Source organism: Streptomyces sp. NPDC005492, from assembly GCF_040605995.1.
In the GTDB taxonomy this organism is placed as follows: Bacteria; Actinomycetota; Actinomycetes; order Streptomycetales; family Streptomycetaceae; genus Streptomyces.
This window is the reverse complement of record NZ_JBEXDX010000065.1, coordinates 1-16,494: the sequence shown is the minus strand read 5'-3', so window position 1 is coordinate 16,494 and position 16,494 is coordinate 1. Positions and strand designations below refer to the sequence as shown.

The 16,494-nt window shown below is 72.0% G+C and carries 12 protein-coding genes and 1 pseudogene; 8 read left to right on the top strand and 5 right to left on the bottom strand.

From position 1 onward, the window contains the following. Nucleotides 1-17: 17 nt before the first annotated feature. Nucleotides 18-881 carry a DNA-formamidopyrimidine glycosylase family protein gene (locus ABZT04_RS42460; protein WP_356065045.1) on the bottom strand — a complete coding sequence of 288 codons (864 nt, stop codon included), beginning with the start codon at nt 879-881 and terminating at the stop codon, nt 18-20. Nucleotides 882-920: 39 nt separating this feature from the next. Continuing rightward, entirely contained in the window at nt 921-5,939 is a 5,019-nt protein-coding gene (locus tag ABZT04_RS42455; protein ID WP_356065043.1) for an ATP-dependent helicase, read from the bottom strand. Nucleotides 5,940-6,027: 88 nt separating this feature from the next. Between ABZT04_RS42455 and ABZT04_RS42450 the strand changes: the two genes are divergently transcribed. The 3 genes from ABZT04_RS42450 to ABZT04_RS42440 are packed head-to-tail and all read left to right on the top strand — an operon-like array spanning nt 6,028 to nt 7,966. After that, entirely contained in the window at nt 6,028-7,014 is a 987-nt protein-coding gene (locus ABZT04_RS42450; RefSeq protein WP_356065040.1) for an AraC family transcriptional regulator, read from the top strand. Further along, complete coding sequence (locus ABZT04_RS42445; protein WP_356065074.1) at nt 6,918-7,661, top strand: AzlC family ABC transporter permease; 744 nt, start codon at nt 6,918-6,920, stop codon at nt 7,659-7,661. Before ABZT04_RS42450 ends, ABZT04_RS42445 begins: the two co-directional genes overlap by 97 nt. Then, entirely contained in the window at nt 7,658-7,966 is a 309-nt protein-coding gene (locus tag ABZT04_RS42440) for an AzlD domain-containing protein (protein ID WP_356065038.1), read from the top strand. Before ABZT04_RS42445 ends, ABZT04_RS42440 begins: the two co-directional genes overlap by 4 nt. Before the next feature lie 13 nt (nt 7,967-7,979). On the opposite strand, the gene ABZT04_RS42435 is transcribed toward ABZT04_RS42440, so the two are convergent. Then, complete coding sequence (locus ABZT04_RS42435) at nt 7,980-8,924, bottom strand: hypothetical protein (RefSeq protein WP_356065035.1); 945 nt, start codon at nt 8,922-8,924, stop codon at nt 7,980-7,982. 80 nt (nt 8,925-9,004) lie between these two features. On the opposite strand from ABZT04_RS42435, the gene ABZT04_RS42430 reads away from it, so the two are divergent. Both ABZT04_RS42430 and ABZT04_RS42425 read left to right on the top strand, forming a co-directional pair. Further along, the gene (locus ABZT04_RS42430; RefSeq protein WP_355902326.1) at nt 9,005-9,199 is read left to right on the top strand and encodes a DUF3046 domain-containing protein; all 195 of its coding nucleotides are present in this window, start codon (nt 9,005-9,007) and stop codon (nt 9,197-9,199) included. A 164-nt stretch (nt 9,200-9,363) separates the two neighbouring features. Continuing rightward, on the top strand, nt 9,364-10,782 hold the full coding sequence (locus tag ABZT04_RS42425; protein WP_356065072.1) for an AI-2E family transporter: 1,419 nt from the start codon (nt 9,364-9,366) through the stop codon (nt 10,780-10,782). Between the two features lie 720 nt (nt 10,783-11,502). On the opposite strand, the gene ABZT04_RS42420 is transcribed toward ABZT04_RS42425, so the two are convergent. Beyond that, complete coding sequence (locus ABZT04_RS42420; RefSeq protein ID WP_356065033.1) at nt 11,503-12,267, bottom strand: hypothetical protein; 765 nt, start codon at nt 12,265-12,267, stop codon at nt 11,503-11,505. A gap of 170 nt (nt 12,268-12,437) precedes the next feature. Then, complete coding sequence (locus ABZT04_RS42415; RefSeq protein ID WP_356065031.1) at nt 12,438-12,641, bottom strand: hypothetical protein; 204 nt, start codon at nt 12,639-12,641, stop codon at nt 12,438-12,440. 343 nt (nt 12,642-12,984) lie between these two features. On the opposite strand from ABZT04_RS42415, the gene recA reads away from it, so the two are divergent. The 3 genes and pseudogenes from recA to ABZT04_RS42400 all read left to right on the top strand — a co-directional run. Next, nucleotides 12,985-14,115 carry a recombinase RecA gene (recA, locus tag ABZT04_RS42410; protein WP_356065029.1) on the top strand — a complete coding sequence of 377 codons (1,131 nt, stop codon included), beginning with the start codon at nt 12,985-12,987 and terminating at the stop codon, nt 14,113-14,115. Nucleotides 14,116-14,118: 3 nt separating this feature from the next. Further along, nucleotides 14,119-15,117 carry a recombination regulator RecX gene (gene recX, locus ABZT04_RS42405; RefSeq protein ID WP_356065026.1) on the top strand — a complete coding sequence of 333 codons (999 nt, stop codon included), beginning with the start codon at nt 14,119-14,121 and terminating at the stop codon, nt 15,115-15,117. Between the two features lie 346 nt (nt 15,118-15,463). Beyond that, nucleotides 15,464-16,392: pseudogene (locus ABZT04_RS42400) on the top strand (ABC transporter permease); the annotation flags it as partial. Nucleotides 16,393-16,494 lie beyond the last annotated feature (102 nt).

The following is a 16,494-nucleotide window of genomic DNA, read 5'->3' as shown; positions in this document are numbered from 1 at the left end:
AGGTTTCTGACGGTCCGTCAATTAGTCGTACGGTGCCGGGTTCCGCGGAGTGGTGTGGTGCCCGGTGCCGGTCCCACCTGGCAGGTCGGGCACCAGTAGGTGGGGCGCTCGCGGGAGCCGTCGCCCTGGTCGGCCGTGCGGATCGAGGTGCCGCAGCGCAGACAGGGGCGGGGTGCGCGGCCGTAGACGAACAGGTCGGGGGCGTGGCGCGGGGGGCCGCTGTTCGTGAGGGTGCTTGTGGTGTTGCGGGCGGGGCGGTCGCGGTTGGCTTCCAGGAGCCGCTTGGCGATCGCGGGCAGCTTTGTGGCGCGGTCGGCGGGGAGTGCGCCCATGGGGAGCCAGGGGGTGGCGCCCAGGAGGAAGCAGAGCTCGCTCTTGTAGATATTGCCGATGCCGGCCAGGTTGCGCTGGTCGAGCAGGGCCTCGCCGAGCGGGCGGGAGGGGTCGGCGAGGAGGTTGGTCAAGGCCTGTTCGGGATTCCAGTCGGGGCCCAGGAGGTCGGGGCCGAGGTGGCCCACCGCGCGGTCCTCGTCGGTCGTGCGGAGGAGGTCCAGGACGGGGAGGCGGTAGCCGACGGCCGTGTGGTCGGTGTTGCCGAGGATCGCGCGGATCTGGTGGGCCGGGCCGCCGCCGCTCCAGCGCCGGCCTTCGGCGTACACCCTCCATGTGCCGTCCATGCGCAGGTGGGAGTGGAGGGTGAGGCCGCCCTCGATACGGGTCAGCAGGTGCTTGCCCCGGGGGGTGACATCCAGGACGGTGCGGCCGGTGAGGTCCGCCGTGGCGTACTTGGGCACCCTGAGGTCGCTGCGGGTCAGCACCTTGCCCGCGAGGGCCGTGTGGAGGCGCTTCGCGGTCTGCCAGACGGTATCGCCTTCAGGCATGGGTCAAGGGTGGCACGAGGTGGTGAGGGCCGGTGCGATTCATGCGCGCAGGCGCAGGCCACGTGGGGTCGCGATGAAGCCCGCTCCTTCCAGGAGGGTGCCGATGGGGGAGGTCAGGGCCGAGGCGCCGTTGACCCGCTCCACCGTGACCGTGCCGAGGGAACCGGCTCGGGCCGCTGCCGCGAGGGCCTCGGCCGCCGCCTGGAGGCGTGGGTCCTCGGTGGCCGTGGAGTCGGGTGCGGAGGGCCAGGCGAGCAGGGTCTTGCCGCCGCGCTCCATGTAGAGCGTCAGCTCACCCTCGACGAGCACGACGAGCGAGCCCGCCTTCCGCCCCGGCTTGTGCCCGGCGCCGGTCGGCGGCTCGGGCCAGGGCAGGGCCGCGCCATACGCGTTCGCCGGGTCGGCGGCGGCCAGGACCACGGCTCGGGTGGTGAGGGAGGGGCGGGTGCGGTGGTTGGCGTAGGGGGAGGCGGTGTTGCTCCGGGGATGCGGGGCGGGGAAGTCGCGGGGGGAGATGTAGTCGCCCGGGGACGGGGGATGGGAGGAAGGGGCGCGGTGCTGCCGGGAGGCCGGCGCGGTCGGTGCGCCCGCGTCGTCGAGGTCGTCGAAGTCGGTGAAGGGGCCGAAGTCGGCGGCGAAGTCGTGGACTCCGGGGGAGTCGGACGGGTCGGGCCGGCCGTGGTGGTCGGAGGAGCCGTAGGTGGTCGCTGTGGTGAAGGGGGCGGCGGAACCGGCGGTCGGCGTGCTGGGGCCGCCCAGGGTCCCGAAGCCGTAGGGGTCGTTGTCGGTGGGGTCCGGGGTGGGCAGGTCGTCGCCCCGGTCGCGGGCGTTCGCGACCGCGCGGAGGCGGTCCACCGCGCCGTCCATCGCGAACTGGGCGGCGCCCAGCCCCTCCACGACATAGCCGCGCCGCGCCTGACCGCTCTCCTCGAAGACGGACAGGATGCGGTACGTCGCCGAGAAGCCGCCCTCGACGCCTTCCGCGGCGACCGCTCCCCGGGTCACCACGCCGTGCCGGTCGAGCAGGGTGCGGGCCAGTGCGTGGGCACGCACGGTCGGGTCCGGTTCGTGGGCGGGGAGCAGGGACCAGCGGCCCGCGACGGTCGGCGGACCGGTGCGGGAGGCCGGGCGGGCTGCGGCGGTGAGGGAGCCGTACCGCCCGCGCGGGACCGTGCGCTTCGCGCGGTGGGCCGTGGAACCCGCCGTACGGCCGGAGCCCAGCAGGGAGCGCATGGGGGCGAGCGTGTCGTTCGTGAGCCGGCCGGACCAGGCCAGGTCCCAGACGGCGTCGGCCAGTTGGGGATCGGTGACGTCGGGGTGGGTGGTCGCGCGGACCTGGTCGGCGATCTGCCGGAAGAAGAGGCCGTAGCCGCCGGAGAGGGTGTCCAGGACCGACTGGTGCAGTGCTGTGAGTTCGAGCGGGTGCGGTGGCGCGAGGAGCAGGGGGGCCGCGTCCGCCACGTACAGGGAGACCCAGCCGTCCTTGCCGGGGAGGGAACCCGCGCCCGCCCACACCAGTTCGCCGGCGGAGGTGAGTTCGTCGAGCATGGCGGGCGTGTAGTTCGCCACGCGGGACGGCAGGACGAGCTTCTCCAGGGCGGACGCCGGCACGGAGGCGCCCTGCAACTGCTCGACGGCGCGCACCAGTCCGTCGATGCCGCGCAGTCCGTGACCCTTGCCGATGTGCTGCCACTGGGGGAGGAACTGCGCGAGCGCGGCGGGCGGCACCGGCTCCAACTCGTGCCGCAGCGCGGCCAGGGAGCGGCGGCGCAGGCGACGCAGCACGGTCGCGTCGCACCACTCCTGACCGATGCCGGCCGGGTGGAACTCCCCTTGTACGACACGGCCGTTGGCGGCGAGGCGCTGCAACGCGCCCTCGGTGACGGCCACTCCGAGGCCGAAGCGGGCAGCCGCCGTGGCCGATGTGAATGGGCCGTGGGTGCGGGCGTGGCGCGCGAGGAGGTCCCCGAGCGGGTCCTTGACCGGTTCGGTGAACGCCTCCGGGACGCCGACCGGGAGCGCTGTGCCGAGGGCGTCGCGCAGCCGGCCCGCGTCCTCGATCGCGGCCCAGTGGTCGGCGCCGGCGACACGGACCCGGATCGCGCGGCGGGCGGAGGCAAGATCCTGGGCCCAGTGCGGCTCGGCGCCCCGCTCGGACAGCTCGGCGTCGGTGAGCGGGCCGAGCATCCGCAGCAGGTCGGCGACGCCCTCGACGTCCTTGATCCGGCGGTCCTCGGTGCGCCACTGGAGCTCCCGCTCCAGCTCGGTGAGCACCTCGGCGTCGAGAAGCTCGCGCAGCTCCGCCTGGCCGAGCAACTCGGCCAGCAGGTGGGAGTCCAACGACAGGGCGGCGGCGCGGCGCTCGGCGAGCGGTGAGTCCCCTTCGTACAGGAACTGGGCGACATACCCGAAGAGGAGGGAGCGGGCGAAGGGGGACGGCTCGGCGGTGGTGACCTCGACGAGGCGCACCTTGCGGGACTCCAGGTCGCCCATCAGCTCGGTGAGCCCCGGCACGTCGAAGACGTCCTGGAGGCATTCGCGGACCGCCTCCAGCACGATCGGGAACGAGCCGAACTCGCTTGCCACCTGGAGCAGTTGCGCGGCCCGCTGGCGCTGCTGCCACAGCGGGGTGCGCTTGCCGGGGTTGCGGCGCGGCAGCAGCAGCGCGCGGGCGGCGCACTCGCGGAAGCGGGACGCGAACAGGGCCGAGCCGCCGACCTGGTCGGTGACGACCTGATTGACCTCGCCCTTGTCGAAGGCGACGTCCGCCGCGCCCACGGGGGCCTGGTCGGCGTCGTACTCCGTGCCGGCCCTCATGGGCTCCTGGTCGAGCAGGTCCAGGCCCATCAGGTCGGCGTCGGGCAGCCTCAGGACGATGCCGTCGTCGGCGTGCATCACCTGGGCGTCCATGCCGTAGCGCTCGGAGAGTCGGGCGCCGAGGGCGAGGGCCCAGGGGGCGTGGACCTGGGCGCCGAAGGGGGAGTGGATGACCACACGCCAGTCGCCGAGTTCGTCGCGGAAGCGCTCCACGACGATCGTGCGGTCGTCCGGGATGTGGCCGCAGGCCTCGCGCTGCTCGTCCAGGTACGACAGAACGTTCTCCGCGGCCCAGGCGTCGAGGCCCGCGGCGAGGAGGCGCAGGCGGGCGTCCTCCTTGGGCTGCGAGCCGACCTCGCGCAGGAACGCGCCCACCGCGCGGCCCAGTTCGAGCGGGCGGCCCAGTTGGTCGCCCTTCCAGAAGGGGAGCCGTCCGGGGACGCCCGGCGCGGGGGAGACCAGGACGCGGTCGCGGGTGATGTCCTCGATTCGCCAGGAGCTGGTGCCGAGCGTGAAGACGTCCCCCACGCGGGACTCGTAGACCATCTCCTCGTCCAGCTCGCCGACCCTGCCGCCGCCCTTCTTGGGGTCGGCGCCGGCCAGGAAGACCCCGAAGAGCCCGCGGTCGGGGATCGTGCCCCCGGAGGTGACGGCGAGGCGCTGTGCCCCGGGGCGGCCGGTGATCGTGCCGGCGACGCGGTCCCACACCACGCGCGGGCGCAACTCCGCGAAGGCGTCCGACGGGTAGCGGCCCGCGAGCATGTCCAGCACGGCGGTGAACGCGGACTCCGGGAGGGAGGCGAAGGGGGCGGCACGGCGGACCGTGGCGAGCAGGTCGTCGACCTGCCAGGTGTCCAGCGCCGTCATCGCGACGAGCTGCTGGGCGAGCACGTCCAGGGGGTTCGCGGGGACCTTCAGGGACTCGATGGAGCCCGTGCGCATCCGCTCGGTCACCACGGCGGCCTGGACGAGGTCGCCCCGGTACTTCGGGAACACCACACCTGTGGAGACCGCGCCGACCTGGTGTCCCGCGCGGCCCACCCGCTGGAGGCCGGAGGCCACGGAGGGCGGGGACTCCACCTGGACGACCAGATCGACGGCGCCCATGTCGATGCCCAGCTCCAGACTGGACGTGGCGACCACGGCGGGGAGCCGGCCCGCCTTGAGGTCCTCCTCGACCTGGGCGCGCTGCTCCTTGGAGACCGAGCCGTGGTGGGCACGGGCGATGACCGGGGGCGCGCCCTGGGCGGCGCCGGAACCGCCCATCAGCTCGGCCGGTGCGTGATGCTCGTCCAGGGGCTCGCCGGTCGCCCGCTCGTAGGCGATCTCGTTGAGCCGGTTGCACAGACGCTCCGCGAGGCGGCGGGAGTTGGCGAACACGATCGTTGAACGATGCGACTGGACGAGGTCGGCGATGCGCTCCTCGACGTGCGGCCAGATCGACGGCTTCTCCGCGCCCTCACTGCCGTCCGTGGCCGGGGAACCGCCCAACTCGCCCAGATCCTCGACCGGGACGACCACGGAGAGGTCGAACTCCTTGCCGGATTTTGGCTGGACGATCTCCACCTTGCGGTGCGGGGAGAGATAGCGGGCGACCTCGTCGACCGGGCGCACGGTCGCCGAGAGGCCGATCCGGCGGGCCGGCCTCGGCAGCAGTTCGTCCAGCCGCTCCAGGGAGAGCGCGAGATGCGCGCCGCGCTTGGTGCCCGCGACCGCGTGCACCTCGTCCAGGATCACCGTCTCGATGCCGGTGAGCGCGTCACGCGTGGCCGACGTCAGCATCAGGAACAGGGACTCCGGGGTGGTGATCAGGATGTCCGGCGGGCGGGTGGACAGGGCGCGGCGCTCCGCGGGCGGGGTGTCACCGGAGCGGATGCCGACCCTGACCTCGGGCTCGGGCAGGCCCAGGCGGACGGATTCCTGGCGGATGCCGGTCAGCGGGCTGCGGAGATTGCGCTCCACGTCGACCGCGAGAGCCTTCAGCGGAGACACGTACAGAACGCGGCAGCGCTTCTTCGGGTCGGCGGGCGGGGGTGTCGCGGCGAGCTGGTCCAGGGCGGCGAGGAAGGCGGCAAGGGTCTTGCCGGAACCGGTCGGCGCGACCACCAGCACGTCCGAGCCCTCGCCGATGGCCCGCCACGCGCCCGCCTGGGCCGCGGTGGGCGCGGAGAAGGCCCCCGTGAACCAGCCGCGGGTCGCGGGGGAGAAGCCGTCGAGGGCTCGATGTGCGGAGCTGACCATGCGTCCATCCTGCACCCGACCACTGACAATCGCCCTGACCTGCGAAAACGGGATGCGGAGGGTGCCGGGTGTGACGGACAATGGCCGTATGGCCGGATCAGGGGAGCGGGCACGGCACTGGCGGTACGAGGCACTGCCCGGCGTCGACCTGCTGCGTGCCCGATACATCCGCAAGACGTTCGTCCGGCATACCCATGAGAACTTCGTGATCGCCGGGATCGCGGACGGCGCCGAGGTCTTCCGCCACCGGGGCTCGGATGTCTTCGTAGGCGCGGGGGCGCTCGCGCTGGTCAACCCCGACACCCCGCACACCGGCCGGGCGGGCGTTCCTGAGGGCTGGCGGTACGGGGCGGTCTATCCGTCGCCCGAATTGGTGGCGGAGATCGCCGCCGAGACCACCGCGATCCGGGGCACCCCTGGCTTTGTCAGCCCCGTATTCGACGATCCGTACAGCGTCGCCCTCGTGCACCGGGTGCTGCGCGCAGCCGACGAGGGCAACGCGCTAGCCGCCGACACCCTGCTGCGGGTGGCGGTGACCCGGCTGCTGCGGCTGAACGGCGGTCCGCTGCCGCAGCGGGAGGTCCGCACGGCAGGCGCCGCACTCGCGGCACGCGCACGTGCCGTGCTGGAGGAGCGGATGGCCGAGCCGCCGACCCTGGAGCGGCTGGCCACCGACCTCGGCACCAGCCCGTTCGCGCTGCTGCGGGCGTTCCGTGACGCGTACGGCATGCCACCGCACACCTGGCTGACCGACACACGGGTACGCCGGGCCCGGCTGCTGCTGGACGCGGGTACGGCACCCGCGGAGGCGGCCGTCACCGTCGGGTTCACGGACCAGCCGCACCTCAACCGGCACTTCACCCGGATCGTCGGCGTGCCTCCGGGTGCGTACCAGCGGGAGCGCAAGAACGTACAAGACGTGGGGCGGCGACTGCTCCTACCGTCCGACACGTGGCAGAACAGATCGCTTCAGACGACATACGCACCGGAACAGGAGGCGACCCGGGCTCCGACGCCGGGGCGAAGCCGGACTCCGCCGTCGTACGGGACGCCCTGGGAGTCGGCGTCGCCGTAGGGCTGTCGGGGTTCGCCTTCGGGGTGACCTCGGCCGGTGGCGGGCTCACCCTGCTCCAGACCTGCGCCCTCAGCCTCCTGGTGTTCACGGGTGCCTCCCAGTTCGCGCTCGTGGGGGCGCTCGCGGCCGGCGGCAATCCGCTCACCGCGGCGGCGGGAGCCTTCTTCCTGGGCGTGCGCAACACGTTCTACGGGCTGCGTCTGTCGCAGTTGCTGGCCCTCCCGCGCGCGGTGCGCCCGTTCGCCGCCCAGTGGGTCATCGACGAGACGACGGCCGTCACCCTCGCGCAGCCCACGCGGCGCGCCGCGCGGATCGGGTTCACCGTCACCGGGCTCACGCTGTACGTGCTGTGGAACCTCACCACGCTGCTCGGCGCGCTGGGCGCCCAGGCCATCGGGGACACGGACGCGTGGGGTCTCGACGCGGCCGGGCCCGCCGTCTTCCTCGCACTGCTCGCGCCCATGCTCAAGACCACCATCGAGCGTGCCGTCGCCGCACTCGCGGTCCTGTTGGGACTGGGCCTGCTGCCCATCCTGCCTGCCGGTGTGCCGGTCCTGGCGGCTGCTCTCGCGGCGCCGATCGCCCTCTACGTAGCGGGCCGTCGGCAGGGCGGCACGCACAACGACGCACAGGGGGAAGACCGTTGACCGTCTGGATCGCCATCGCAGCGACCGCCCTCGGCTGCTACGTCGTCAAGCTCGCCGGTCTGCTCGTGCCGGCGAACGCGCTCGAACGGCCGCTGGTGCGGCGGCTCGCCGCCCTGCTGCCGGTGGCCCTCCTCGCCGCGCTCACCGCCCAGCAGACCTTCGCCGACGGGCATGCGCTCGTGCTCGACGCCCGGGCCGCGGGGGTCGCGGCGGCCGCCGTGGCGCTGGTGCTGCGGGCACCCTTCCTGCTCGTGGTCGCGGCGGCCGTGCTGGTGACGGCGGGCGTACGGGCCCTGGGCGGCTGAGGCGGCCCGGGAGTCAGCCCACGGAGCGGCCGTACGCCTTCAGGGTGCGCAATGCCTGGATCGTCACCATGGGGCGTGCCTCCAGGGCGATACCCGGCGCCCACTGGCGCCAGCGGATCGGCCAACCGCCGTCCTCCTGCTGGTCGGCCGCCAGGTGGTCCAGGGAGCGGGCCATCTCGTCGTCCGTGAACCACGCCCGCGCGAGGGAGCTCGGGGTCCTCGCGTAGTCGTACGGGAAGTGGTGCTCGCCCGGCGCGTACCCGGGGGCGACCGGGTACGCCTCCAGATGCTCCGGGTCCAGGGCGGCGAGCCGGTGCTCGCGCACCAGACGGCCGAGGCGGTCGGCGGCGGCCTCCGCGCGCGGGCGGTCGGGCGCCGAGTCCAGGAAGGCGACGGCGGCCTCGATCTCGTAGGGGTGCGACTTCTCCAGGGAGTCGACGGCCTGCCAGCAGAAGTCGGTCGCCCGGAACAGCCAGGCGTGCCACACCTCGTTGCGGTGCAGCAGACCCACCACCGGTCCGGTGGCGAGGAGTTCACTCGGCGGGTCGTCCACGATCGACACGAACGGAGCCGCGGGATAACCACGCTGGCCGGGGTCGATCGCCGGCAGGGCGCCGTCGGTGGTGGAGACCGAGGTCAGATAGCGGCACACGCGTTCCACCCGCTGCCCGCCGCAGCGCCCGATGGAGTCCAGCACACGCAGCGCGTGACCGGTGTGCAGCGGCTGGCTGACCGGGCCGCGCAGATCGGGCTCCAGCGCGTGCCCGTACCCGCCGTCCTCGTTGCGGTACGCGTCCAGCGCGGTCTCCACCGGATCGGGGTCGCCGTTGAGGAAGTGGTACGCGAAGAGGCGCTGTTCCAGCACGCGCGCGGTGAGCCAGACGAAGTGCTCGGCGCGGAAGAGCGGGGAGTGCGCCGGGGGCGTCGGGGGGAGTGGGGAAGCTCCTGTTTCGGCCATGCGTCAGACCGTAGGACGGAAAGCGGTCTCGGCGAGCGGTCCCGGCCCGGGCCCACTCTCAGGGGCGGGATACTGACGTCATGCGGTTGACGGTCTTCTGGCAGCGGATGACGGAGCATTTCGGCGCGGGGTACGCCGAGAGCTTCGCCCGCGATCACGTGATGACGGAACTCGGTGGACGGACGGTGCACGAGGCGCTGGACGCGGGCTGGGAGGCCAAGGACGTGTGGCGCGTGGTCTGCGCCGTCATGAATGTTCCGCGGGAAAGTCGCTGATCGGTCACGAAGATCGCCCACGGTGACCGGTTGTCAGTGGTGTAGGCGAGACTTGCACCGTGGCACCCACTGACGAGACCGGGCACGACGCCCGGCAGGCATCCCCGTCCGGCACGACGCCGCCGAACCGGCCCCCGGCCGATCGCGCCGTGCCGGGCACCGGCATGCCGCGCTGGCTGCCACGCGCGATGGTGCTGGCGCTCGCCCTCGTCGCCGTGTTCCAACTGGGCAGTTGGGCCTTCCATCAGCTCATCGGGCTGCTGATCAACATCCTCATCGCGTTCTTCCTGGCGCTCGCCATCGAGCCCGCGGTGAGCCGGATGGCTGCCTTCGGCATGCGCCGGGGGCTGGCCACCTTCCTGGTCTTCCTCGGCCTGCTGATCGTGAGCGCCGGGTTCGTCACCCTCATGGGGTCGATGCTCGCCGGCCAGATCATCAAGATGATCGAGGACTTCCCGGACTACCTCGACTCCGTCATCAACTGGGTCAACGCGCACTTCCACACCGACCTGAAGCGGGTCGACATCCAGGAGGGGCTGCTCCACTCCGACTGGCTGCGCAAGTACGTGCAGAACAGCGCGACCGGTGTGCTGGACGTGTCCACCCAGGTGCTCGGCGGCCTCTTCCAACTGCTGACGATCGGGCTGTTCTCGTTCTGCTTCGCCGCCGACGGGCCGCGCCTGCGGCGTGCGCTGTGCTCCGTGCTGCCGCCCGCCCGGCAGGTCGAGGTACTGCGCGCCTGGGAGATCGCCGTCGACAAGACCGGCGGCTACATATACTCCCGCGGCCTGATGGCGCTGGTCTCCGGCGTGGCGCACTACATCCTGTTGCAGGCGCTGGGCATCCCGTACGCGCCCGTGCTCGCCGTCTGGGTGGGCCTGGTCTCCCAGTTCATCCCGACCATCGGCACGTATCTCGCGGGCGCGCTGCCCATGCTGATCGCGTTCACCGTGGACCCCTGGTACGCGCTGTGGGTGCTCATCTTCGTCGTGGTCTACCAGCAGTTCGAGAACTACATGCTGCAGCCCAAGCTGACCGCGAAAACCGTCGACATCCACCCCGCCGTCGCCTTCGGCTCGGTTATCGCGGGCACCGCGCTCCTGGGTGCGGTCGGCGCGCTGATCTCCATTCCGGCCGTAGCCACGCTTCAGGCGTTCCTCGGGGCGTATGTGAAGCGGTACGCCGTCACGGACGACCCCCGGGTCCAGGGACACCGGGGTCGGGGCGCCGGGGGGCCTGGCCTGTTGACGCGGGTGGGGAGGCTGTGGGGGCAGCGGGCGGGGGAGGCGGGGCGTGCGGGGGGCGACTCTGGCGGGGCTGTCGACTCCGGTGGGGCGGCTGGCTCCGGCGGGGTGGCTGGTTCCGGGGCGGCTGGGTCCGGAGGGGCCAGCTCCGGGGCGGCTGACTCTGGTCCCGCTGACTCCGGGGCGCCCGACTCTGGGTCGACCAGCTCCGGGGCGGCCGACTCCGGACCGACCAGTTCTGGCTCGACTAGCTCTGGGTTGACGGACTCTGGCCGTCAGAACCCCGGGCGGGGCGACTCGGGTCCCATGAACTCCGGGTCGACTGATCCCGATGCCTAGAACTCGGGGCCGAATGACTCAGGGGCAACTGGCTCCGGACGGGCCGCCTCCGAATCCCAGAGTTCCGGGCCGACCGGCTCCGGGTGGACCGGTTCGTGTCGACTGGTTCCGGGCGGACTGGTTTCGGGGCGGCCGACTCCGGGCGTAGGACCGCCCGGTCTATCGAGTCGGTTCCGCGAACTCCGGGTCGGCTGATCCTGACTCGTAGATCTCGGGGCCGAGCGGCTGCGGATTGACTCGTTCCGAACCGGCCGACTCCGGATCGACCGCCTCCGATGCCCATAGTGCCGGGCCGACCGGCTTCGGGTGGACCGGTGCCGTGTCGACTGGTTCCGGGCGGACTGGTTTCGGGGCGGCCGGCTCTGGCCGTAGGACCGCCGGGTCTCTCGACTCGGGTCCCACGAACTCCGGGTCGGCTGATCCCGACTCGGGGAACTCGGGTCCGACCGGCTCCGGATCGACTGGCTCCGGACCCGGCCGACCTCGGACTGACCGCCACCGACTCTCAGAGCTCCGGGCGTCGACTCCGGGCGGACCAGCTCCGGTCCACCGGCTCAGGCCTGACCGACTCCGGGTCCCGGGGCGACCAACTCCGGCCGTAGGAACTCCGGGTCTACCGACTCCGGCTCCAAGAACTCCGCACCGACCACCTACGACCCGAGAGACCCCGAAGAAAGCTCCCCTGAGCGGCGCTCCCTCACGAACACCAGCTCACCGCGATCAGTACATGAGCACCGCCCACACCCCCGCCCCAGCCACCGCGACGACGTAGCAGCCGACCGCAAACCGTACGGTCCGTCGTCGTGCCGCCTCGTTCCAGGATGTGCGGGACAGTAGCCAGGCCAGGGTCGGCAGGATCAGGACGGCGTGCAGGCTCACGCCGTGCAGGGGCTTGAGCGGGGCCGTCGAGTGGTAGGCCGCTTCCTGGTGGCCGGTTCGGGCGAGGATCACCCCGCGCGCGATCATCGCGGCGCCCGAGGCCAGCGCGACGAGCAGGATCGCGAACCCGGAACGCACCGCGAGGGCCATCCCGGTGGGACCCGTCGGCCGGTGCCGGAAGGACGTCACCGCGAAGACGGTGAGCAGCACCACCAGGACACCGCCACCCACCGCGAGCGTCATGGAGACCGCGGTGTCGAAGGGCGTCTCCATGTCGAGGTGCGACGGCACCCGGCGCCACGCCTGAAGGGTGATGCCGCCGACCTCCACGACGCAGTCGGCGGCGAAGACGACGAGCAGTACGGTGCGCAGCCGGGCCCCGACGCGCAGATACGACGTGACCCAGGTGACCGCGATCAGCGTCGCCCCGAAGGAGAGCCCGAACGTGACGGGCTTGCGCCAGGAGACGGGCCCGTACCAGGGGCCGCCGTCCACCGCGAACACCACCAGGTGCACCAGGCCGGAGAGGATCAGCAGGGCACCGGTCGCGTGGCAGAGACGCTCGGCGGGGCGTACGTGGTTCTTCAGGGGCAGGGGCAGGGGCATGGCCCGAGCCTCGCGGGAACTCGTCGCGCGGTCGTCGTACGGCCGAAGACACCCGCCGTACGACGGTGGAAGTAGGGCCCGCAGAAGCGTGGCGATGGGCCTCGGGGCGCGCCGCAAGTAAAGAACCTTCTTGGACATGCCCGGCGGTGCACCGGTCCAGCCAGAGGGACCTACTCGTAGCAGCTAGCGCTGCACAGGATCGTGACGGTGCCGGTTCCGCCGGCCGAGGAGATCGCCGTGTCCTGGGCGGGCGCGGGCTGATGTACGCGGCTGGTCTCCCACCGCGCGGGGGCGGCCGATGCTGCCGGGCTCATGATGCCGACGGTCGCCCCGGCCACCACGGCCGCGATCCCCACACGCTTCCACACCCTCATCACGCTCTCCTCGCGTCGAATGCCGCTGACTGCCGTTGACTGCTGTCAGTCAACGGGCCGGCCCCGGCGCGGGAAGGTTTTCAATGTCGTTCGAAGGGGCGTCAGGACGTCCTGAGGCACCGGACATCGGTGACGCGAGTGCCGCGTGGTGCGCTTGACATGAAAATCGAACATCCATTCTTATGGAAGCTCCGGCGAGGCCATGACGGGCATTTCGACAGGCTTTTGATGCTGAAGTGTCCGAGTTATCCACAGGCTGGACGGGCGTCGGGGCGCATTGTCAGTGGCAGGCGTTAGCGTCTTTGACGTGAAGCGATCGACTCAAGCAAACCGGGTGGAACCCATGGCAGGAACCGACCGCGAGAAGGCGTTGGACGCCGCGCTCGCACAGATTGAACGGCAATTCGGCAAGGGCGCGGTGATGCGCCTGGGCGAGCGGCCGAACGAGCCCATCGAGGTCATCCCCACCGGGTCGACCGCACTCGACGTCGCCCTCGGTGTCGGCGGCCTGCCGCGCGGCCGAGTGGTGGAGGTCTACGGCCCGGAGTCCTCCGGAAAGACGACCCTGACCCTGCACGCGGTGGCGAACGCGCAGCGGGCCGGCGGCCAGGTCGCGTTCGTGGACGCGGAGCACGCCCTCGACCCCGAGTACGCGAAGAAGCTCGGCGTCGACATCGACAACCTGATCCTGTCCCAGCCGGACAACGGCGAGCAGGCCCTGGAGATCGTGGACATGCTGGTCCGCTCCGGCGCCCTCGACCTCATCGTCATCGACTCCGTCGCGGCGCTCGTCCCGCGCGCGGAGATCGAGGGCGAGATGGGTGACAGCCACGTCGGTCTGCAGGCCCGTCTGATGAGTCAGGCGCTGCGGAAGATCACGAGTGCGCTCAACCAGTCCAAGACCACCGCGATCTTCATCAACCAGCTCCGCGAGAAGATCGGCGTGATGTTCGGCTCCCCGGAGACCACGACCGGTGGCCGCGCGCTGAAGTTCTACGCCTCGGTGCGACTCGACATCCGCCGTATCGAGACCCTGAAGGACGGCACGGACGCGGTCGGCAACCGCACCCGCGTCAAGGTCGTCAAGAACAAGGTCGCGCCGCCCTTCAAGCAGGCCGAGTTCGACATCCTCTACGGCCACGGCATCAGCCGTGAGGGCGGCCTGATCGACATGGGCGTGGAGAACGGCTTCGTCCGCAAGGCCGGCGCCTGGTACACGTACGAGGGCGACCAGCTCGGCCAGGGCAAGGAGAACGCGCGCAACTTCCTGAAGGACAACCCCGACCTGGCCAACGAGATCGAGAAGAAGATCCTGGAGAAGCTGGGCGTGGGTGTCCGTCCGGAGAAGCCCACCGCCGAGCCGGTCGCGGACGCGGCGGTCTCCACCGCCACGGACGACGCCGCCAAGGCGGTGCCCGCTCCGGCGGCCGCGGCCAAGGCCACCAAGTCCAAGGCCACGGCAGCCAAGAGCTGACCCGTGACACGACGAACGGACTGGGCCGAGTACGCGTACCCCGGCGCCCCCCAGGGGCGCGGGGGAGGCGAGGGCCCTGCCTACGGCGCGGACGGCGGGCCCGAGGAGCCGTACGGCACGGACGGGCCGTACGGCGACGAGCCGGGCGGCGCGTGGTCGGCCGGTGGCTTCGACGGTGAGGCCGGTCCGCCGTTCGGCGGGCCGGAGCTCGGCGATGCTTCGGCGGCGGGTACCGGTCAGCCTTTCAGGAGCTCGGCGCCCGGCGGCAGTTGGTCCGGAGGGGGATCCACCGACGACGACGTACCCGGCCGCGGCTCGCGCCGCAGCCGTGGAGCACATGACGAGGGCGGCTCACGCCGGGGTACGGCGCGCGGTGACGGCGCACGCGGTAGGCGTGGGCGCCGTGGTCGTGGCAGCGGCTTCGGGGAGTCGTCCGGAGGGGACGGGGGTGACTTCTCCTCATCGGGGGCCGAGCCGAGAGCCGAGAAGGCGGAGCCGCCGGCGGACCCGGCCGAGCGGGCGCGGGGAATCTGCCTGCGCCTGCTCACCGGGACCCCGCGCACCCGCAAGCAACTCGCGGACGCCCTGCGCAAGCGGGAGATCCCGGACGAGGTGGCGGACGAGGTGCTGTCGCGGTTCGAGGAGGTCGGACTGATCAACGACGGTGCGTTCGCGGACGCCTGGGTGGAGTCCCGGCACCACGGCCGGGGACTGGCCCGGCGCGCGCTCGCCCAGGAGCTGCGCACCAAGGGTGTCGACTCGACACTGATCGACGAGGCCGTCTCCCAGCTCGAACCCGAGCAGGAAGAGGCGACGGCCCGCGACCTGGTGGACCGCAAGCTGCGGTCCACCCGCGGCCTCGACCGCGACAAGAGGCTGCGCCGCCTAGCGGGCATGCTGGCCCGCAAGGGCTACTCCCAGGGCATGGCGCTCAGAGTGGTCCGCCAGGCGCTGGAGGAGGAGGGCGAGGACACGGAGTTCCTCGCGGACGAGGAGTACTGAGCGGGTACTGATCCGGCGTTGATCCGGATTCTGACTCCTCGGTGGTGCGAACGTCCTGAACACGGTGGACGCGCGGGGGCGCCGATCGCGTTCAGGCAAGCACCGGGCCGGCGCCCGAGGTGGGGTTCCCCGCCCGGCTGAAGACGTCGGGTCGCCGCAGTGCACAGACATCTGTGCACACACGACTGTGTACGCATGTCACAGGGACCCGCCACACCTGGCGCAGAGACACCCGCCGAGCGGACCCCGGCGCCGTCCGGCCCGGTCGAACTCTCCGACCTCGCCGCGCGGAAACCGCCCCCGAATCCGCACCCGTAGTGGGTCCAGGTTCCGGCGCACCCGACTCACCCGGGGCAGCCTCCTCGCCGGGCTCGTGCTTCTCGTGTCCGGTGTCGTCCTGGTCGGCGTGCTCAGTGGTCTGCGCACGGAGCCCGCCTCAACTCCCGTGACCTTCCTGGCTGTTGTGGTCCTGTCCACCTCCGTCGCGCTCCTCGGGCCGCTCCTCGTCAAGCTGGCCACCCCCGTGACCGGTGGCCCGCTGCAGCTGGTCGGCCAGTGCGGTCGGCTCGCCGCCGCCAACCTCCGGGGCAATGCCACCGGCAGGGCCTCCGTCGTCACCGCCCTCACTCTCCTGATCGGCATGACCTGCACCGTCCTGTTCGTCCAGCCCACCCTCGCAACGCCGCCCGGGCCCAGGCCCGCGAAGGCGTCCGTGCCGACTGGGTCGTCGCCCCACAGGGGCCCGGCGTCCCGGCCGAGGTGGCACGGGAACTCCGCGCGCGGCGGGACGTCGTCACCGAAGTCGTCCGTACGACCGTCCGCGTGGGCCTCGAGAAATACGCGGCCCAAGGAGTCACCCCCGCCGGACTCACCCGCACCTGGGACCCGGACGTCACCGCCGGATCGCTGGACGGGCTCACCGAGCACACCGCGGCGGTGAGCGAACTGGCCGCGGACCAGCTCCACTTGAGGCCCGGTGGCACCCTGAAGCTCACGCTCGGCGACGGCACGCCCGCCACGCTCACCCTCGTCGCCGTCTACGCCAGGGGTCTCGGCTTCGGTGATCTCACCCTCGCGCACGATCTCGTCGCCCGGCACGTCGACAACCCGCTCGCCTCCTCCGTCCTCGTCAGCACGGCCCGTACACAGACACAACTAGCGACTACCCTCCATGAGTTCCCGGGTGTCCGTGTCCTCGCGCAGGCCGCAGCGGATTCGCTCCAGGCGCGGCGGCAGCAGGCGAACGCCGAGGTCAACTATCTGGCCATGGGTCTAGGGCCTGTCTGACAATTCCCGTCTGCCGCGCGACGCCATGCACGCTCTCCCACTGCCTTAAGGGCGTGGGAGGTGCCCCCACTCGCCGCACCCGGCGCAGAC